The organism is Herbiconiux sp., from assembly GCF_023264855.1.
In the GTDB taxonomy this organism is placed as follows: domain Bacteria; phylum Actinomycetota; class Actinomycetes; order Actinomycetales; family Microbacteriaceae; genus Herbiconiux.
In genome coordinates, this window is record NZ_JAHFUW010000023.1 from 41,862 (window position 1) to 61,094 (window position 19,233).

The following is a 19,233-nucleotide window of genomic DNA, read 5'->3' on the forward strand; positions in this document are numbered from 1 at the left end:
GTTCAGAACTGGTAGCGCGCCGTGGAGAACACCTGCGGCGGCCGGATGGTGCGCATCATCGAGTACGACACGGTCTTGGGGTCGTGCAGCTCCCGCGCGTGGAACAGCCGTCGCCCGCTCAGCCCGATGCCCACGATGTCGAGGGTGAGCACCGGGGTGCCCACCGGATGCTCGAACAGGGCGGCATCGGATTCGCTGAGCACCTCGGCCGAGGGCGTCGCCACCTCCCAGGCGATGGCCTCGTTCCACACCTGCTTGATCGCGGTGTAGATGGAGTCGCCGAGATCGATCTCGCCCCGCGGGAACGGCAGCGGAACCGTGCCGAACGCGAGCATGGCCACGGCCCCGTCGGCCCGCCAGCGCTTCACGATGCGGGCGGCGGGGCGCCCGGCCTCGGTCATCAACAGACCCGCGATCTCCTTCGGCATCTGCACGTCGGAGGTCTCGAGCACCTCGACACTGCTCTCGTAGCCGAGCTGGCGCAGCAGCACGCTGTACTCCAGCTGGTCTTCGAAACGCACGCTCATCCGGGTGGCCACCGGGTCGACCTCGGTGGCCGCCCCCTGGCGCCGCAGCACCATGCCCTGCTGCTCGAGCGAGGCGAGCACGTCGCGCACCTGCTTGCGCGTGCTGCCGAGCCGCTCGGCCATCTCCACCTCGCCGGGCAGGGTGGAACCGGATGCGGCGGCGTCGCGCACGAAACGCAGCACGCCCGCGAGCACCCGCTGGCTCTCGTTGGTCATGTGGCCCTCACCCTCGTCGTTCTGGACAGCCGTCGCAGCTGGTTGCGCGAGGTGATCACCAGCACCACGAGGGTCACCAGATACGGTATCGACTGGTAGACCTCGCTCGGCAACGTGAGCGCCGTCGACTGCGACAGCAGCGCGAAGCTCTGCAGGAACGCGAACAGCAGGGCGCCGAGCGCGATGCCGATCGGGCGGCTACGGCCCATGATCACCACGGCCAGCACGATGTAGCCACGCCCGGCCGTGATGTCGGGGGTGAACGATCCGATCGTGCCCACCGTGATCACCGCCCCGCCGAGACCGGCGAGTGCTCCGCCGATCAGCAGAGCGGATGCGCCCGTCTTCTGCACGCGCACGCCCCGCAGGGCGGCCGACGCCGGGTCGGTTCCCACCGCCTGCACCGCCAGGCCGAAGCGCGTGAACCGCATCACGGCCCAGGCCACCACGAGCAGCAGCGCGGCGGCGTACACCAGGGGGCTCTGGCCGAACAGGATGGGTCCGACGACCGGGATGTCGGCGAGCGGCCCCAGGCCCGTGCGCGGAACGGTCTGCACCGTGACATTCGTCTGGCCGCTCGGGATCCAGAGCTGGTAGAGGTAGGTGCTGAGGCCGAGGCCGAGCATGGTCACGGCCAGGCCCACCACGATCTCGTTGGCGTGCAGGCGGTAGATCACGAGGTTCATGCCGACGGCCAGCACGAGCCCCACGGCGACCCCGGCCGCGAGGCCGAGCAGGGGCCCGCCGATGCTGGCGGCCCACACGCCCGTGAAGGCGCCCATGATCATCATGCCCTCGATGCCGAGGTTGATCCGGCCCGCGCGCTCGACGAAGCCCTCGCCGATGCCGGCGAAGACGAGCGGGGCCGCGAGGGCGAGGGCACCGGCGATGATGGCGACCCAGAGTTCGACGCTCACGGGCGGCCTCCTTCGTGTTCGGCGTGCTCGGATTCGGCGAGGGTGCCGATCGTGACTTCGCGTTCGGCGACCGAGCCACCACCGGCTCCGCCCGGCTCGGGGGCGAGCACCGCCGTGTCGTCGGCGGCATCCTTCGCTCCGACGGGCCCCAGCACGGCCGCAGCGCTGCGCTGATAAGCCGCGATGCAGGCCACGCCGATCAGCAGCACCCCCTTGATCACCTCGGCGATCGAGGAGGGCACGGTCCCGGTGGCCGACTGCATGCCGACGGCCCCGGCGGTCAGCGCGGAGAAGAACAGCGCAGCGAGCACGATGCCGATCGGCGCGAGTCCGCCGAGCAGCGCCACGGCGAGGCCGGAGAAGCCCACCCCTCCGGAGACCGAATTGAGGAGCCGGTCGTTGACGCCGGCCACCTGGATCCAGCCCACCACTCCCGCGCCGAGCCCGGAGACGAGCATGGTCGAGTAGACCGTGCGGGCCCGGGTGGCGCCGAGCCGCAGGGCGAGCTTCGGCCGGCTGGCGAACACCGTCAGCCGGGTGCTCGCGGCCGAGCGGCGCCAGAGGAAGAACGCCACGGCGATCACGATCACCAGCAGGATGCCCCAGTGCGCCCGGGTGCCGGGGATCAGGGAGGGCAGCGCGGCCGCCTCGGGCAGCTTGGCGCTCTGCGGCGTGGCCGTCTCGTCGGGGCTCGCCAGCCAGGTGCGCAGCGTCCAGCCCAGCAGTCCGGCGGCGAGGTAGTTCAGCAGCAGCGTGCTGAGGATCTCGTTCACCCGCCAGCGCACGGCGAGGAAGGCGGGCAGCATCGCCATCGCCCCGCCGCCGGCCGCGCCGGCGAGAAGGCCCACCGGCCAGAGCAGGATGCTCGGGGCCGTTCCCTGCAGCAGCGAGTCGACGGCGAACACGGCGCCCGTGGCCGCGATGGCGCCGACCACGATCTGCCCCTCCGCCCCGACCGAGAACACCCCGGCGCGGAGGGCCGGGATGAGGGTGAGCGCCACGATCCCGATCGGAACCGCGCCCACGAGCACCTCGCCGACGCGGTACGGCGAGCTGGAGACGCCCTCGACGAGGCCCTGGATGCCCACCACCGGGTCGGCCCCGGCGAACACGATCAGCGCACCCGCCACCACCAGGATGGCGAGCACCACCGAGGCGGTGAGCACCCAGCGGCGCCGGTCGAAGGCGCTCACGAGTGCTCCCCGTCGTGACCGCAGCGGTCGACGGGGCCGGGCACCAGCACGTCGACGAACGACTGGGTGAGCGCGTCGATCAGTCCGAGCTCGGTCAGCCCGAGGTCGGGCACCACGTACAGGCCCACGAACGACAGGATGATGTACGGCGAGGGGATCGTGCAGCCGAGCGCGTGGGTGGCCTCGTGGCCGAGACGGAGCGCCTCGGCCGTCTCCTCGAACGGGGCGGCGCTCATCATGCCGCCCACCGGGAGCGGTACCCTGCCCACGACCTCGCCGTCGGCCACCGTCACGAAGCCGCCCTGCATCATCCGGAGTTCTTCGACGGCGTGCAGCATCGAGGCGTCGTCGGCGCCCACCACGGCGATGTTCATGTTCGGGCAGTTCATGGTGATGGCGATGGCGCCGCGGTGCAGGCCGAAGCCCTTCACGAAACCGATGCCGGTGAGGGCGTCGCCGTGGTGGCGGTCGACCACGGCGATCTTCAGCACGTCGTTCGCGGTGTCGCCCTGCACGAGGCCGTCGACCACGTCGAGCTCGGCCTCGAAGGCGTGCTTGAAGTAGCCCTTGTACATCTCCATGGCCCGCACGCGCACACGATCGGGCGACCCGCCGGCCGCCCCCGCCGCATCCGCTCGCACCTGGAACATCGCCGGGTCGAGGGTCTCGGGCAGGTGCACGGTATCGGTCATCCACTCGGGCAGCTCGTCGGTGTTCTCGAACAGCGCGCGGCCGTCGCGGGCCACGATCCGCCCCTCGACCACGACTACCGACGGTCGTACCTCGGCAAGATCGGGGATGATCTGCAGGTCGGCCAGCCGCGACGGGGCCAGGATGCCGAGCACCTGGTCGAGCCGGTAGTAGGCGGCGGGCTGGGTGGTGGCCATCCGGTAGGCCAGCTGCGGGTCGACCCCGAAGCGGATGGCCTGGCGCACGTGGTGGTCGATGTGTCCCTCGGTGTGCAGGTCGAGCGCGTGCTTGTCGTCGGCGCAGAAGCACAGGCTGCGGAGCGCGGGCGCCACCTTCTGGAGGTCGGAGAAGATCGGCACGGTGTTGTCGGTGAGCGAGGCGCCCATCACCGTGATCATGGCCCCGAGCCGCACCCGCTCGAGCACCTCGTCGATGGTGGCGGAGTTGTGGTCGTCGCCCACGCCCGCCGCGAGGTAGCCCCAGAGCGACTCGTTCGTCTGAGCGGCCGTGTGGCCGGTGATCCGCCGGCCGGCGGCGAGCGCCTCGCGGAAGCGGCCGGTCGACTCCTCGCCGTAGTCGAAGGGGTTGCCTTCGCCGAGGTTGGTGGTGACGTCGTCCCACAGCCGGCCGCGCACGACCTCCTCGGGGATGACCGCGCCGCCGCGCTCGAGCTGCGGCGAACCGGGCGTCTTCGGCGACACCTGCTGGAAGATGTGCAGCGGAGTCGTGGTGGACAGCAGCTGGTCCATGCCGCGCGCGCCCCACACGTTGGCCGCGCCGTTCGGGTCGGTGAGCACGGTTCCGGTGCCGCGAGCCACGCTGAGGCGGCCGAGTTCCCCGGGGGTGAGGTTGGTGTACTCGATGTGCAGGTGCGCGTCGATGAAGGTGGGCACCACGTGGCATCCCGAGGCGTCGATCTCGTCGAAGGCCCCGGATGCGTCGCTCCCGTCGGCCGCGGCGGGCACGGCGGCCACGTGCTCCCAGGGCGTGAGCGCCGCGATGTGCCGGCCGGCGATCACGATGTCGCGTTCCAGCCACTCCTCGGTGCCCGGCGACTGCACGAGGCCTCCGCGGATCACGAGATCGGGCCGCTCGGCGCCGATGGCCACGGCCCGCAGCCGGCCGAGTTCGGCGGCCGTCGGGTAGAGATCGGTCTTCTCGGTCATGCGGGATCGCTCTCTGCGAGGGGGGAATCGGATGCGTGTGCGGACGTCGGCCCGTCGCCCGGCAGCCCGGCCATCGCCCGGCCGAGCCGTTCGGTGCTCGCCTCGGCGATCGGCAGGTCGGCCACCACGCGGCCACCGAACATCACCAGCACGCGGTCGGCCACCCCGAGCACCTCGTCGAGGTCGTGCGAGGCCACCAGCACGGCGGCCCCGGCGGCGGCGAGGTCGATCAGGCGCTCCCGGATGGCCTGTGACGCCCGTAGGTCCAGGCCCTGCGTCGGCCCGTACGCGAGCACGGCGGTCGGCGTCGGCGAGGCGCCGAGCTCCCGCGCAGCGAGCAGCTTCTGCTGGTTGCCGCCGGAGAGCCCCGAGGCCACCAGGTCGGGGCGGGCGGGGCGCACGTCGAAATCGAGGAGCCGCGTGGGGGCATCCGGTGCGCCCGCTCCGGCCCGGCGCCCGGCTCCGACCGCCGTCGCGTACAGCCCGAGGTTCTCGCCCAGGCTCATCGTGGGCACCACGGCCTCCGAGCGCTCCTCGGGGATCCAGGCGAGCCCGGCGCGCTGCAGGGCGACCGCGGATGCGGCGGCCGGCGCCCCGGTGAGGGTCACGGTTCCGGCATCCGGCTTCACGAATCCGCCGAGCACGTCCAGCAGCAGGTTCTGTCCGCTGCCGGCCACTCCGGCGATGCCGACGATCTCGCCCGATCGCACGGCGAGATCGACGCCGTCGAGCCGGGCGTCGCGGGGGGATCCCGCCACGATGCCGGAGGCCGCGAGCACGACCTCGCCGATCGCGCGCGCGGCTCGGGCCGGGGGCGCCGCGAGCTCGCCCACCATCAGCCGGGCGATCTCGGTGGGCTCGAGTCCGGCGGCGGCGCCGTGGTGCACGTTCTCGCCGTGCGAGAGCACCGTGAGGTCATCCGCCACCTGCCGCACCTCGTCGAGCCGGTGGGTGATCAGCAGCACCGCGGTGCCGAGCTCACAGAGCGAGCGCAGGTGCTCGAACAATCCGCCCACCTCGAGCGGGCCGAGGCTGGCGGTGGGCTCGTCGAGGATGAGGGTGTGGGCGCCCTCGGCGAGCGCCACCACGATCTCGCCGAGCTGCCGGTGCGCCTGGGTGAGCGAGGAGGTGGGGGCCTCCAGATCAACCTCGACGCGGGCGCGCTCGAGCGTGGCGCTCAGCAGCGACCGGGCCGAGCGCCGGTTCGCCAGGCGTCGCGGGCCCACCAGGAGGTAGTTCTCCACCAGGCTCAGCTCGCCCACGAGGCTCAGCTGCTGCGGCACCATGTTGATGCCGGCGTGCTTGGCGGCGGCGCGATCGCGCGGGGCGAAGGCGCTGCCGCCGAGGGTCATCGAACCGGAGGTGGGCTGCTCGATGCCGGCCAGCACTTTGGCCAGCGTGGACTTGCCCGCGCCGTTCTCGCCCACCAGGGCGTGCACGGCGCCCGGTCGCACGACCAGCGACACGTCGCGGAGCGCGTGCACCGGTCCGAAGCTCTTGGAGATGGACCGCGCGTGGAGCACGCGGTCCATCTCCTGGGGTGAGACGGTCATCAGCCGATCGTGACGGATCCGTCGGTGATGCCGGCGATCAGCTCGTCCACCTTGGTGCCGACGTCGGCGGGCACCTTGCCGTCGACGGTGTTGATCGGGTGGTAGACGATTCCGCCGTTCTGCAGCGTGGAGGTGACTCCCTTGCCGCCGAAGTCGCCCGCGGAGACCTCTTCGACCCAGCCCTTGATGATCGGGTACATGTCGAGGTCGACGGTGGACACGTTGGTGGCCAGCGCCGCCTCGCCCGCCGCGGAGGAGACGCCGACGCTCAGCACGCCCGCTTCGGCCGCAGCCGATCCCACACCGGTGGCGATGCCGTCACCGGTCGTGTAGACGAGCTGGGCGCCCTGTCCCACGAGCCCGGTGGTGGCGGCAGCGGCCGCCTGCGCGTCGTCGAAGCTGCCGGCGTAGACCACGGGCAGCAGCGTGGCGGCGGGGTTCGCGGCGGTGACGCCCTGCTGGAAGAACGCGTCGGTGGCCTTCACGAAGTCGAGCTCGAGGCTCTCGACCCGGCCGATCGGCGTGGCGCCGGTGAGGCCTGCGATGTAGCCCGACAGGTAGCCCACCTGCGGGGTGTCGTAGGTCCAGGTCTCGACGTTGTCGGTGTACTTCTCGAGGATGTCGGGGCCGCCCGAGGCGGTGAACTTCACGTCGGGGAAGTCGCCGGCCACCGAGAACATCGCGTCGCCCAGCTCGATGCCGTGACCGATGATGAGGTCGTAGCCCTGGCTGGCGAAGTCGGCGATCACCGGCTCGCTCGTGGCGGGGTCGGACATCTGGTCGCGCAGCTCGTACTCGATCAGCCCTTCGTCCTCGAGCTTCTGCAGCGCGTCGGCGAGCGCCTGGTTGAAGGCGCCGTCGTTGGTGTTGCCGGGGGTGAGCGCGCCGACCTTGATCGGTTCGGCGCCCGAGGCGGCGGGGGTTCCGGCGTCGGTCGACGCGGTGCTGCCTGAGCTGCAGCCGGTCAGGGCGAGGGCTGCGACGGTGACGAGGACCGCTCCGCTGAGGAGGGCTCCTTTTCTTCTGGACATGGTGTTCCTTTCGGGAGTGACATAGGGATGGTGTTCGGGTGGTGCTGTGGTGCAGTCAGGGGGCCGGTCGGGTAGTTGGTCGGCGGGGCAGGTGGGTCAGCGGGGCAGGTCGCTCAGGCCTTCGGCGAGGGTCGGGCCCACGAAGGCGTCGCTGTCGGTGGAGAAGTGCCCGAGCAGGGCGCCGGTCGCGATCGAGAAACAGGGGTCGAGGCCGTCGACGGTGGGCGGGGCATCCGGATGCAGGGCCAGATCCGGGACGCAGACCACCGGATGCCCGTGCAGCGTTCGGGCGACGCCGGTGGCGGGGAGCGTGCCGGTGCGGTCGGCGGCGAGGAGCGCGGCCTGCGAGAGGAAGCCGCGCAGCCCCCGGTCGTCGAGGCACTCCGCAGCGGTTTTCGTGCATCCGACGATCCAGCGGATTCGGCCGTCGGCCTCGAGCGCGACCTCACCGGTCTGCACCCCGAGCGCACTCTCGCCCTGCGACTTCACGTCGATGCGGAGCCGGTACACCGCGCCGTCTCGGGTGGAGGTGATGTGCTCCACGTAGAGCGGCTCCGACTTGGTGCCGGTGACGGTGTAGCCGTCCGGCCAGGCCGCTACCAGCGGGGCGAGCTCGACCTCGGCACCATCGGCGGGCGCGGTAGCAGGAGCGGAGTCGGCATCGGCGACCGCGTCCGCGAGTTCCGGGGCCTCGGCGCGCGAGGCGGCCGACCCGGCCACCACGGCGGCGACGACCGCGATCACCGCCACGAGTCCGACCTGCCCGAGCACTCCGGTGACGATCCTGCTCGGGCGTCGTGCCGCCCGGATGCTCATGTCGCCACCTCGAGATCGCTCAGCTCCGCGAGCAGGTCGCGCTTGAGGTCGTCGTCGGCGAAGGAGGCCCGGATCGATTCCGCGGCGAAGCGCACCAGCTCGGGCCGGCCGTAGCCGAATGCTCCCGCCGCCACGGCCCAGTCCTCGTCGAGCGTGCAGGCCAGCGGCGCCGGGTCGTCGGTGTTCAGCGTGACGCGCACGCCCGCCTCCACCAGCAGCGGCAGCGGATGCGAGGCCCAGTCCGGGTAGAGGCCGAGCGTGATGTTCGAGCGCGGGCACACGTCGAGCGGGATGCCCTCGTCGACGAGCCGCTGCACGAGCACCGGGTCTTCGATCGAACGCACGCCGTGGTCGATCCGTTCGGCGTGCAAGTGGTCGAGGGCGTCCCACACTCCCGCGGGGCCGCTCGACTCGCCGGCGTGAACCGTGCGGTGCAGGCCCGCCGCCTCTGCGGCCCGGAAGGCGGTGCGGAACTTCTCCCCGGTGGGGCCGCTTGCCTTCTCGTCGCCGTCGATGCTGAGGGCGACGACGCGGGAGGGGCGGTGGCCGACGAGGGCGGCGACCGCCTGCTCCGCCTCGATCGCGGTCTGGGTGCGCAGCAGCGAGTAGGCGATGTTGGTGACGCAGAGGCCGTCCTGCTCGGCCTCGTCCAGCCCCGCGGCGAGCGCCTGCATCAACTCGATCTCGCGGCCGTGCCAGGCGTTCCAGTGGGTCGGGTTCACGATCACGTCGGAGTAGCGGATGCCCGAGGCCGTCTGCCGTGCGGCGAACGCGTAGGCGATCCGGGCCGCCTGCTCGGGGGTTCGCACCAGGCCGCACTGCCAGTCGAGGAAGCGCAGGAAGCCGCTGAGCCCGGCTCCGCCGACCCCGTGGGCGGTACCGCCGGTCGTGATCTCCGGCCGCACGAAGGCGTCGTGCGTGCTGACGTCGAAGATGGTGGCTGCCGGACCGGGCAGGGCGACGCCGTTCTCCTTCGCGAGCCGCAGCAGGTCGACCAGCGCGAAGGTGCCCTCCAGGTGCACGTGCACCTCGGCCTTCGGCAGCAGCCGGATGTCCTGCTCGTCGATGCGGACGGCGGCGGGGGCGAGGGCGGGCATGCTGACCTTTCGGGTGCGTTGAGCGCGATCGGACGGGCTCCACGGGGTGTGCACAGCAGGCTAACCGCGGCGCAGCACTTGTTGACAAGTAGAGTGGAACTTGTTCGAAGACCGTAACCGCGGCGTAACACTGTGACGTGAATCCGGGGTTTTATGACTGAGTGTGACGGCAGACGACCGTTCTTGTGCACATGTGAAGGACACCGTGACTGATACCCTGACCGAGCTCGAGGCCGGCTTCCTGCAGCAGAGCCTGCGTGCGGCGGAGACCTCGCGAGCCGAGGGCCGGCATCCGTTCGGCGCCATCGTCGTCGATGCGGCCGGCAGGGTGGTGGCCTCGTTCGGCAACAACTCGCTGCCGCCGGAGGGCGATCCCACCCAGCACGCCGAGATGCGGGCCGTCGCGGCCGCCTTCCACGCGCTCGGAGCCGAGGGGATGGCCGGCAGCACGCTCTACACGAGCGCCGAGCCGTGCGCGATGTGCTCCGGCGCCGTCTACTGGACGGGCATCGATCGCGTGGTCTACGCGCTCTCCGAGCGGCGCCTGCTCGAGCTCACCGGCGACCACCCCGAGAACCCCACGTTCTCACTGCCGTGCCGCGAGGTGTTCGCCCGCGGCCAGCGCTCGATCGCCGTGTCGGGGCCGCACCTCGAAGAGGAGGCCGCCCAGGCGCACCTCGGCTTCTGGAGCTGACGCGCAGCCCTAGCCGGGCAGCGCGCCCGACAGCACGCGGCCTCGGCTGACGACGGCGACGATCCGCTCGGGCGTGAGCTCGGCCAGGTCGTCCCACGGCCGCCCGCGCACCACCACGAAGTCGGCGGCGTGGCCCTCTTCGAGGCGGCCGAGGCGATCGCCGAGACCCAGGCTGTCGGCCGCATCCGAGGTGGCGGAGACGAGCGTGCGCTCGGCGCTCCAGTCGAAGGCGGAGCGCATCGCGCGCAGCTCGTCGAGCTGTCCGCCGTGCCGCACGAAGCGCCCGTTGGCGTCGGTGCCGAGCACGAACCGCACGCCCGCTCGGGCCGCGGCGAGGAACGCGGGGTCGCGCCCGGCCACCACCTCGCGTGCCTTGCCGCTCGCCTCGGCTCGGATGCCGTCGCCGCCCGCGGCCACGAGGTCGTTGATCAGCAGGGTGGGGCTCACCGGCATGTTGGCCGCCACGAGCGCAGCGAACTGCTCGGTCCGGATGCCCGTGGCGTGCTCGATCGAGTCGACGCCCTCCTCGAGCGCGATGTCGATGCCCTCCGCGGTGTGCGAGTGGGCGGCGACGAGCATCCGCAGGGCGTGGGCCTCGTCGACCGTGGCGGCGATCTCGGCGCGGGTCTGGTTGCGCCAGCCCACGTGGTCGCCCATCGAGAAGATGCCGCCGCTGGTGTAGATCTTGATCCCGGTCGCTCCCTCGCGGGCCCACTGGCGCACGAGCCGACGGCACTCGTCGGGCGAGTCGGCGACGGGCGGCCGGTCCCGGTGGCGTGGCGGGGTGAAGAGGTCGCCGTGCCCGGCCGTCATGCCGACGGGGCCGCTGGAGAGCAGGCGAGGGCCTTCGAGCACGCCCTGGTCGAAGGCCCGGCCCACGGCGATCTGGATCGGCGTCGCCGCGAGATCGCGCATCGTCGTCACCCCGAAGGAGGCGAAGCGCAGGGCGTGCGCGGCGACGTGCATCGCCTTCTCCTCCGGCGGCGTCACGAGCGGCCAGGCGTCGCCCGGGCCGGCGCCGTCGAGAACGCTGGTGTCCAGGTGTACGTGGGTGTCGATCAGCCCCGGGATGACGGCGAGCCCCGGATGCCGGTCCTCGGCCGGGCCGACACCCGTGATGCGGTCACCCGTCCACTCGAGGCGGGCCGGGCCCGTCAGGCGGGTGCCGTTCCAGACGGTGATGCCGTCGAGTGCGTGGCTCATGACGCTCCTGATCCGTGTTCGGGGCCGGCGGGGCCGGCGCCGGGCCGAGTCCCGCCGGGCGCGGTGCAGACAACGATATCCGTCGCTGTGTGACGAATTCCCCCGCGGAGCCGTCTGACCTATGTGGCGGAAATCTGATCCACACCCCGCTCGCGACGAAGGAGACCCCCATGAATGACGCCCTGACCGGTGATGCCCGGCATCCTCAGCCCGTTCCCGTCGACGTGAACGTGAACGTGAACGTCACGGACGTGCACGGTCCGTTCGAGCCGGTGTCCGACGCCACCGAGCAGCACCGATGAGGGCCCGAGGCCTCGGCACGCGCCGCCGCAGCCGCAGCCGCAGCCGCAGCCGGGCCGTCTGGGCCGCGCTCATCACCGGCGTGGCGCTCTGCATCATCATCGTGGCCGGTGTGCTGTTCCCGGTGCTCGGCCTGATCGGAGCAGCCGACGCGACCACGATCGGCGCCCTGAACGTGCCCGTCGGGGCGATCGCCGCCTCGATCGCGATCAGCTACCTCGTCGCCCTCGGCTTCCTCGCGCTCACGGCCGTCTCCCGCATCGGCGCCCTGGCCTGGATCACGGCCACCGCGGCGGTCATCGCCACCCTCATCGGTTCGGTCTGGCCGCTCGTCGCCACGGCCCTCGCCAGCGTGGACCAGGTGCAGAGCATCATCCCGTTCATCCAGCAGCTCGTCGCCCAGGTGATGAACCGCTGATGGTGCCCGGCAGGCCGCCCCGTCGCGCTGCAGAATACGATGATCGATGGCGGGTGCGGCTCTCCCGCGGGAGGGATGGCGCATGTTCGGCAGCGAGGTGCGCGTGGGGCGCACCGTTCTCGTGGTGCTGGAGCCCGGCGACGACGTGATCGGGGAGCTCGCCGCCGCCTGCCTCCGGTTCGGGATCGACGGCGCCTACATCCCCGTCTTCCTCGGGGCCTTCAGCGAGATCTCGCTGATCGGGGCCGAGCATCCGCCGGCCGACGAGGATGCGCCGATGCCGTCATCCGTTCTCGTGCGCAACTGCGAGGGACTCGGCTCGGGAACCGTCACGAGGGGCGCTGACGGCCCACAGGTGCACCTGCACGCCTCCGTGGGCGCGAAGGGCGACTCCGCCCGCGCCTCGGCCGGTCACGTGCTCGGCGGAACGGTGCAGTACCCCACCGAACTGGTGCTGACCGAGATCCTCTCCCCCGTGCTCGATCGAGTGGCGAATCCACGCGCGCACGGCCTCGCCACCCTGAGCTTCGACCCGAGCTGACGCGGCGCCGCTACTCCCGCGCGCCCGAGCCGAGGTGCGCGTCGATCTCCTCGATCGAGCGCTGCACCACGAACGAGACGATCGCCTCGCCCTTCTGGGCGGTCGAGAGGCGCGGGTCGCCGAACACGCCCGACTCGGACAGGGTGTCGAAGCGGATCGGCCGGGTTCCGAAATCGGCGGGCATCTCGGGATACTCGGCCACGTAGCGATCCGGATGCACCAGCTCGGGCTCCAGGGCCAACACCATCGAGGTCTCCAGCTCGTCGGCGTGGCAGAGCCCGGGTGCGGCCCACGGCGACTCCTTCACGGCGTCGCCGACCTCCACGAGGCCGGGGTAGTCGAGCACGAGCACGTCGGCGCCGGCGTCGATCAGCTGGGCGGCCGCGGCGTGCACGGGGGCGCGGTTGCCGTAGTCGCCGTTGACGATCACGAGCGTGGTCACCCCGAACGACCGTGCCGAGGCGGCGATGTCGAGGCAGATCGCGGTGACCGTCGACGCGGCGAGCGAGATCGTGCCGGGGTAGCCCCCGTTGTCCCAGGTCTGGCCGTAGGGCACGGCCGGCAGCAGCAGTCCGGAGTAGTGCTCGGCCAGCCGCGCGGCGATGCCGGCGCACTGGATCGTGTCGGTGGAGAGCGGCAGGTGCGGCCCGTGCTGCTCGAGCGCGCCGAAGGGCAGGAACGCGATGGTGTTGCCGGCTGCGACATGGTCGCGCACGTCGGTCCAGCTGCTTCGCGCGGTGTCGATCATGGCCATCCGCCCACGATAGCCGCGGATGCCGGGCGGCTCGGTCGGAGAATCCGGCTCAGTGGGAGATTCCGGCTCAGTCGGAGAACTGGTGGCCGTCGGCTCCGAAGTGCATCGTCACCGAGCCGCCGCCCTGGTCGCTCAAGCGCTTGGCGATGTCCCGAGGATGCGCGAAGCCGTGCCGACCGACGACACTCCAGATCGAGACGCAGTCGACCTCGTAGGGGTTGTGGATGCGGTGCGGCACCGCGGCGTCGAAGGTGAGGCTGTCGCCCTCCTGCACGGTGTCGCGGTCGAAGCCGACCTGGATGTCCATCTGCCCGCTCACCACGTGCATGTATTCCAGGCCCGTGTGCCGCATCATGTTGTCGGCCGGGCTGGACTCGCTGCCGGGTGAATAGGTGACCCGCACGAACTCGACCAGCGGGTCGTCGCCCGGCGTCAGCCGCTCCCAGCGCACACCGCCGATCCGGATGTCGGGTGAGCTGGCCGCGCGCTGCAGACCGGGGATCCCGGCGCCCGTGAGTCGCTCGGGCGCCGGGATGCGGCCCGCCGCCGCCGTGGCGGTGTCCGCCGGGCCTCCGGTGTCGGTACCGAGCAGCGCATCGAAGGACAGGCCGAGGGCGGAGACGATCGTCCAGAGCGTGCCCATCGACGGCATGGCCCGCCCCAGCTCCACCTGGGAGAGGAAACTCGCCGAGACGCCCACGCGGCTGCCGAACTCGCGCAGCGACATCCCCTCCGCCTGCCGCGCCTCCCGGATGCGCTCGCCCACACCGGTCGTGGCCTCCCGGCGCACGGCCGAGGTCTCCTCCTCCGGCGGTGGGCTGCTCGGCATAGGTCGCTCCTCGATGATCCTTCCCCAGGTTAGACCGTGGCGCGCCCGGCGGCTCCTGGGTGCGCGCATCTATCCGGGGATCGACCGCCGGCGGCGCAGTCGCACCGCCATCGGCAGCACCGCGGCCACCAGCACGAACAGGCCCTGCAGCCAGTACTGCCACGACAGGTTCACCCCGAGGAACGGCAGCGCGCTCGTGATCGTCTGCAGCAGCAACGCCGCCGCTCCGACCGCGAGAGCCGAGCCCGAACCGCCGAAGATGCTGACGCCCGCGATCACGATGGCGGTGACCGAGGTGAGGGTGAAGGCCTGCGCCGCCCCCGCATCCCCGATGCCCGTCTTCGTGAACAGCACGATGCCCGCGATCGAGGCGAGCACACCGGATGCCACGGTGGCGGTGAGCCGCATCCGGTTCACGTCCACGCCCATCCGGTTCGCCTTGACCGCATCCGATCCCGCCGCCCGGAAACCACGCCCGAGCCCGGTGTTGTTCAGCCCCAGCCACAGCAGCACCGCGACGGCCACAGCGACGACGAGCACCAGTGGCACGCCCGCGATGGCCGTGCCGAGCGCGGTCATGAGGTCGGCGCTGGCCTGGCCGCCCGGCTGGGGACGCAGCAGCTGCGCTCCACCGAGCACCGCGATGGAGGAGACCAGCGTGGCGATGACCGGCGGCATGCCGAGCCGGGTGACGAGCAGCCCGTTCACCACGCCCACCACCGCTCCCGCGGCGATCGCCACCACGAAGCCGAGCAGCAGGAAGCCGGGACCGGCCTCGCCGAAGAACGACACGATCACCGCCGACAGCGCCACCACGGAGCCGATCGACAGGTCGATCCCACCCGTGATCACGACCGCGAGCTGCGCCAGGCCGACGAGGATGAGGATGGCCGCCGAGGCGAACAGCTGCCCCAGGCTGAGTGAGCTGAGGAACGACGGCGCGATACCGGCGGTCACGAGCGCGAGCAGCACCGTGATGACGACCAGCGACACCGTCTGCACCTCGCCGCGCTGGTACAGCGGCAGCCCTTTCTTCGACGTGAGGTCTGCCGCATCGGCGTCGTCGTTGAGCGAGGTCTCGGTGGCGAGGACGGCGGCGCGGGTGATCTCGCGCTCGGTGAGGCGGTCGCCCTCCAGCTCGGCCTGCACCCGTCCGCGGGAGAACACCACGACCCGGTCGCAGAGTCCTTCGAGCTCCACCGCATCGGTCGAGAGGATGACGACGGCCACCCCGTCGTCGGCCATCGCCCGCAGGAAGGCGTAGATCTCCACGCGGGCGCCGGCATCCACCCCCTGGGTCGGGTCTTCGACCAGAAGCACGGCGGGGCTGCCGAGCCGGGCCCGAGCCAGCAGCACCTTCTGCTGACTGCCGCCGGAGAGCGAGGTGATGGGCGTCTCGATGGTGGGTGTCTTCACCGCGAGACCGCCGATCGCCTCGTGCACGAGCCGGTTCTCGGTACGCGGCGAGACCACACCGGCGGGCATCGCCTGGGCGAGATTCGGCGCGATCACGTTCTCACGCACGCTCAGCTGGCCGAACATGGCCTCGCCGAGACGGTCGCCCGGCAGCCAGACGATGCCGGCCGCGGTCGCGCGCTTGGTGTTCAGCCCGCGCAGCTCACGGCCGTTCAGCCGCAGCTCACCCGACCCGCGCACGGCCCCGGCGAGCGCCTTCATGAACTCGCGCTGACCGTTGCCCTCGACGCCGGCGAGGCCGACGATCTCCCCGCCCCGCGCCGAGAAGGCGACGTCGCGGAAGGCCCGCCCGGTGAAGCCGGACGTGCTGAGCACGTCGGCGGCGTCGCCCGCGACCGCTTTGGCGGGGAAGGTGGTCTCGAGCGAGCGGCCCACGATCAGCTCGACGATCTCGTCGGCCGTGTACGAGGCCACGTCGCCGCGCCCCACCGCCTTGCCGTCGCGCAGCACCGTCATGCGGTCGGCGATCTCCATCACCTCGGGGATGCGGTGCGTGATGTACACGACGCCCGCCCCCTTGGCGAGCAGCTCGTGCACCTGCGCGAAGAGCCAGGCCGTCTCATCCGCCCCGAGCGCCTCGGTGGGCTCGTCGAGCACGAGCACGGAGGGTTCGGATGCCAGGGCCGCGGCGATCTCCACCAGGTGCGCCTCGCGCTGCGAGATCGCCGACACCCGGCGGCGCACGTCGATTTCGAGTCCGAGACGGGCGAACAGCTCCGCCGTCCAGGCGGTCGCCGTGCGCCGGGACGGGCGCACCGACTCCGGCAGCAGCAACAGCATGGCGTCGACGACGGTGAGCGAAGGCGCGAGCGCCGGGGTCTGGTACACGATCGCCAGACCGCGCTCGCGCGCCTCGCGCGGCACCATCCGCGAGCGAGTGACCCCGCCGAGGTCGATCGTCCCCGTATCGGGCACGACCGACCCGGCGGCGATTCCCACGAGTGTCGACTTGCCGGCGCCGTTCTCGCCGAGCACGGCGTGCACCTCGCCCGGAAGCACGGTGAGGCTGACATCGTCGAGCGCACGCACTCCCGGGTACTGCTTGCCGATTCCCGCGAGCGTGAGCAGCGGGGCGGGCGGGGTCACTGTCTCGTTCATCAGTTCGCGAAGGTCTTCTCTACTTCGGCCGCGGTCAGCAGCGATGAGGGCGAGCCGTCGGCGGGGGCGCCCTCGGAGCACACCTCGCTCGGCGTCTTCGCACCCTCGGTGGATCCGGTCGAGTCCTCGGAGAGCGACAGGTCGTAGATCGAGGGCTCGGTGTCGGACGTGCCGGCGATCGAGGCGATCGCTTTGCGCAGAGCGACCCGGCCCACCCAGGTGCGCGAGGACACGGTGGCGAGCTCGTACGACGGGTTCGTCGCCTTCAGCGCGTCGAAGCCGCAGCTGAGGCTGTTCTGGTCGGTGGTGGCGATGGCCGGCAGCGAGATGCCGGCGGCCTGGTAGGCCCGGATCACGCCATCGGTGGATGCGCCGTAGTCGGAGATGACCGCGTCGATCTTCGGGTACTGCGAAAGCAGTCCGCTCATGGCCTGCTGAGCCTGAGCCGGGTCCCAGTTGGTGGTGACGGGTTCGTCGGTGAGAAGGGTGATCTGCGGGTTCTCCGCGAAGACGGCTTTGATTCCCTCGAGCTCCTGCGACGACACGGCGCTGCCCGCCGGGCCGCCGAGGAAGGCCACGTTGCCGCCGGCGTCGCCGAGGCGGTCGACCGTCCACTGCGCCCAGCTGCGTCCACTGAACTCGGGTGACCAGTCGGTGTAGTCGAGGTAGTCGCTGCCGGCGGAACCCTGGGGGTCGGAGGCGAAGGTGACCACGGTGGAGCCGGACTGCACAGCGCTGCGCAGGGCCGAGAGGTGCGCCTCGCCCGGGCCCGCATCCGGGATGACGAGAACGACGTCGGTTCCCTTGGCCGCCATGCTCGTGATGGCGGCGGTGGTCGCCTGCAGGTCGCCGCGGCCGGCCGCGAACTCCACGTTCGTGATGGCGGGGCACTTCGCGGCCTCGGCCTCGATCTCGGCGAGCACGGTCTTCGACCAGGAGTTCGTGCCGAAGCCGTCGACGACGCCGACCGTGATGTCGCCCTCGCTCGGGCAGATCGAGGAGAAGTCGGCGAACTGGTCCATCGTGCCGGTCGTGCCGACGGCGATGTCGGCGGCCGAGCCGGTCGACGTGGTGCCGCTGGAGTTGGTCGACGAACATCCTCCGAGCAGCACGGCCAGGGCCGTGACGGTGAGGGCGCTGCCGACGGCGAGTGCCGTGCGGTGTCGTGGTGCGGTGGTGATCATGATTACTCCTCGTTGAGTGCTGTGGTGGTGCGGGACGGTTTTCTGGAGACGAGACCGCGCAGGCGGGCCGTGTTTCCGCCGAGCTTGATCTGCACGACGATGCCGACGGCGATGATGACGGCCTGGATGATGTTCTGCGCAGCGGTGGTCTGGGTGAAGGTCTGCACGAGCTGCCCGAGCTGCCCGAGGAAGAGCGCGCCGAGCGCTGTGCCGATGACGCTTCCCTTGCCGCCCGTGAGGGCGGTGCCGCCGAGCACGACCGCTGCGATGGACGGCAGCAGGTACGCGTCGCCCGCCGTGAGGGTGGGCGAACGCAGAAGCCCTGCCAGCAGCACGCCGCAGGTGGCGGCGAGCAAGGCCGAGAGCGTGTACGCGCCCACGACGTAGCCGGTGGGTGAGAGCCCGATGCTGCGCGCGGCGCGCGGGTTGGCACCGACGAGTTCGAACCGGCGTCCCACCCGCACCGCCTTCAGCAGCGCGTGCACCACCAGGACGACGATGGTGGCGATGATGGCCAGCACCGGGATGCCGAGCCAGCGGGAGAGCGAGAACTGCGAGAGCGAGTCCACGACCTGGCCGCCGTAGCCGCCCGACACCGCCTGCACCGTGCCCACCATCAGCGCGTTGCTGGCGATGGTGACGACCAGCGGCGGGAGGCCGAACAGGGCGATGACCAGACCGCTGAGCAGGCCGAACAGCGCCGGCACCACGAGGGCCACCACGATGGCGAGCCCGATGCCGAGCTGGTCCGGTCCACCGAACTTGGCCACGATGAGCGCGCCGAGCGTGATGGCGCCGGCGACCGACAGATCCAGGCCACCCTGCATGATGACGAGGGTCTGGCCCACGGCCACCACGGCGGTGAGGGCGGCGAACGGCAGCATCGACGACATGGCGGTGGCCGAGACGCTGCCCGGGGCGATCAGCGGACTGATGGCGAACAGCACCACCACGGCCACGAGGGCGCGCGCCGCGGGCCACGAGGCCACCCGCGCCCAGGGCGTGACCGGCTTGATGCCCGGGCGGCCCGCCGGAGGTACGCTCCCTGATCCGCCGCCGGCTGAAGCGGCTCGCCGCTCCGATCCGATCGTCATGCGTGGACCACACCGGGGTGCCAGGCACCGTCGACCGAGGCCTCCGGCATCTGCGACAGGATGTAGTCGCGGGAGTTCGAGGCCTCGTTCCGCAGTCGCGCCACGTCGACGCCCACGAGGGCTCCGCCGCGCTTCTTCACGACGCCATCCACCACCACGTCGGTGACGAGACCCGGATGCGCGTTGTACACGATGCCGCCGAAGGGGTTGTTGAGCGGCGACATGGCCAGCGAGTTGCCGCTCACCACGATCACGTCGCCCGCCTTGCCCACCTCGAGCGATCCGGTGACCGCGCCGAGGCCGGCCGCGTTCGCACCGTCGAGGGTGGCGAACTGGATGACGTCGGCGCAGTGCAGGCCGATCCGCTCGATCACGGCGCCGGCGGCCACGAGAGCCTCGTTGTCGGCGGCGCGCTGCAGGCCGATGGCCGTGCGCA

At 71.6% G+C, this 19,233-nt stretch carries 19 protein-coding genes; 4 read left to right on the plus strand and 15 right to left on the minus strand.

What is annotated here, in order from left to right; all coding sequences use genetic code 11:
• Window positions 1-2 precede the first annotated feature (2 nt).
• The 8 genes from Q0D75_RS10990 to add form a co-directional block, all read right to left on the minus strand.
• Window positions 3-743: a GntR family transcriptional regulator gene (locus tag Q0D75_RS10990; protein WP_291053159.1), complete on the minus strand. Its 741-nt coding sequence runs from the start codon at window positions 741-743 to the stop codon at window positions 3-5.
• Window positions 740-1,660, minus strand: coding sequence for an ABC transporter permease (locus Q0D75_RS10995; protein ID WP_291053162.1), 921 nt, complete (start codon window positions 1,658-1,660; stop codon window positions 740-742). Before Q0D75_RS10995 ends, Q0D75_RS10990 begins: the two co-directional genes overlap by 4 nt.
• The gene (locus Q0D75_RS11000; RefSeq protein WP_291053165.1) at window positions 1,657-2,853 is read right to left on the minus strand and encodes an ABC transporter permease; all 1,197 of its coding nucleotides are present in this window, start codon (window positions 2,851-2,853) and stop codon (window positions 1,657-1,659) included. Before Q0D75_RS11000 ends, Q0D75_RS10995 begins: the two co-directional genes overlap by 4 nt.
• Window positions 2,850-4,709: an adenine deaminase C-terminal domain-containing protein gene (locus Q0D75_RS11005; RefSeq protein WP_291053168.1), complete on the minus strand. Its 1,860-nt coding sequence runs from the start codon at window positions 4,707-4,709 to the stop codon at window positions 2,850-2,852. Before Q0D75_RS11005 ends, Q0D75_RS11000 begins: the two co-directional genes overlap by 4 nt.
• The gene (locus tag Q0D75_RS11010; protein ID WP_291053170.1) at window positions 4,706-6,262 is read right to left on the minus strand and encodes an ATP-binding cassette domain-containing protein; all 1,557 of its coding nucleotides are present in this window, start codon (window positions 6,260-6,262) and stop codon (window positions 4,706-4,708) included. The genes Q0D75_RS11005 and Q0D75_RS11010 overlap by 4 nt, the downstream gene beginning before the upstream one ends.
• Window positions 6,262-7,293 (minus strand): BMP family ABC transporter substrate-binding protein, encoded by a 1,032-nt coding sequence (locus Q0D75_RS11015; protein ID WP_291053172.1) that lies wholly within the window; start codon window positions 7,291-7,293, stop codon window positions 6,262-6,264. The genes Q0D75_RS11010 and Q0D75_RS11015 overlap by 1 nt, the downstream gene beginning before the upstream one ends.
• A 96-nt stretch (window positions 7,294-7,389) precedes the next feature.
• Entirely contained in the window at window positions 7,390-8,109 is a 720-nt protein-coding gene (locus Q0D75_RS11020) for a hypothetical protein (RefSeq protein WP_291053175.1), read from the minus strand.
• Window positions 8,106-9,206 (minus strand): adenosine deaminase, encoded by a 1,101-nt coding sequence (gene add, locus Q0D75_RS11025; RefSeq protein ID WP_291053178.1) that lies wholly within the window; start codon window positions 9,204-9,206, stop codon window positions 8,106-8,108. The genes Q0D75_RS11020 and add overlap by 4 nt, the downstream gene beginning before the upstream one ends.
• A gap of 205 nt (window positions 9,207-9,411) precedes the next feature.
• On the opposite strand from add, the gene Q0D75_RS11030 reads away from it, so the two are divergent.
• Window positions 9,412-9,900 carry a nucleoside deaminase gene (locus Q0D75_RS11030; protein ID WP_291053180.1) on the plus strand — a complete coding sequence of 163 codons (489 nt, stop codon included), beginning with the start codon at window positions 9,412-9,414 and terminating at the stop codon, window positions 9,898-9,900.
• A gap of 9 nt (window positions 9,901-9,909) precedes the next feature.
• Here the strand turns inward: Q0D75_RS11030 and Q0D75_RS11035 are convergent, their stop codons facing one another.
• Complete coding sequence (locus Q0D75_RS11035) at window positions 9,910-11,103, minus strand: amidohydrolase family protein (RefSeq protein WP_291053183.1); 1,194 nt, start codon at window positions 11,101-11,103, stop codon at window positions 9,910-9,912.
• A gap of 170 nt (window positions 11,104-11,273) precedes the next feature.
• On the opposite strand from Q0D75_RS11035, the gene Q0D75_RS11040 reads away from it, so the two are divergent.
• The 3 genes from Q0D75_RS11040 (at window position 11,274) to Q0D75_RS11050 (ending at window position 12,362) form a co-directional block, all read left to right on the plus strand.
• Entirely contained in the window at window positions 11,274-11,405 is a 132-nt protein-coding gene (locus Q0D75_RS11040; RefSeq protein WP_291053186.1) for a hypothetical protein, read from the plus strand.
• Window positions 11,402-11,821 (plus strand): hypothetical protein, encoded by a 420-nt coding sequence (locus tag Q0D75_RS11045; protein ID WP_291053189.1) that lies wholly within the window; start codon window positions 11,402-11,404, stop codon window positions 11,819-11,821. Before Q0D75_RS11040 ends, Q0D75_RS11045 begins: the two co-directional genes overlap by 4 nt.
• An 82-nt stretch (window positions 11,822-11,903) precedes the next feature.
• On the plus strand, window positions 11,904-12,362 hold the full coding sequence (locus Q0D75_RS11050; protein WP_291053191.1) for a DNA-binding protein: 459 nt from the start codon (window positions 11,904-11,906) through the stop codon (window positions 12,360-12,362).
• 10 nt (window positions 12,363-12,372) lie between these two features.
• Here Q0D75_RS11050 and Q0D75_RS11055 read toward each other — a convergent pair whose 3' ends face one another.
• The 6 genes from Q0D75_RS11055 to Q0D75_RS11080 all read right to left on the minus strand — a co-directional run.
• Complete coding sequence (locus Q0D75_RS11055) at window positions 12,373-13,116, minus strand: creatininase family protein (RefSeq protein ID WP_291053193.1); 744 nt, start codon at window positions 13,114-13,116, stop codon at window positions 12,373-12,375.
• A 67-nt stretch (window positions 13,117-13,183) separates the two neighbouring features.
• The gene (locus tag Q0D75_RS11060; protein ID WP_291053195.1) at window positions 13,184-13,945 is read right to left on the minus strand and encodes an XRE family transcriptional regulator; all 762 of its coding nucleotides are present in this window, start codon (window positions 13,943-13,945) and stop codon (window positions 13,184-13,186) included.
• Window positions 13,946-14,014: 69 nt separating this feature from the next.
• The gene (locus tag Q0D75_RS11065; protein WP_291053198.1) at window positions 14,015-16,519 is read right to left on the minus strand and encodes an ATP-binding cassette domain-containing protein; all 2,505 of its coding nucleotides are present in this window, start codon (window positions 16,517-16,519) and stop codon (window positions 14,015-14,017) included.
• Complete coding sequence (locus tag Q0D75_RS11070) at window positions 16,519-17,703, minus strand: substrate-binding domain-containing protein (RefSeq protein ID WP_291053201.1); 1,185 nt, start codon at window positions 17,701-17,703, stop codon at window positions 16,519-16,521. Before Q0D75_RS11070 ends, Q0D75_RS11065 begins: the two co-directional genes overlap by 1 nt.
• A 2-nt stretch (window positions 17,704-17,705) precedes the next feature.
• A complete protein-coding gene (locus tag Q0D75_RS11075; protein WP_291053203.1) occupies window positions 17,706-18,797 on the minus strand; it encodes an ABC transporter permease in 1,092 nt (363 codons plus the stop codon).
• The coding region (locus tag Q0D75_RS11080; RefSeq protein WP_291053205.1) for an amidohydrolase family protein at window positions 18,794-19,233 on the minus strand (440 nt) is incomplete at its 5' end. The genes Q0D75_RS11075 and Q0D75_RS11080, both read right to left, overlap by 4 nt.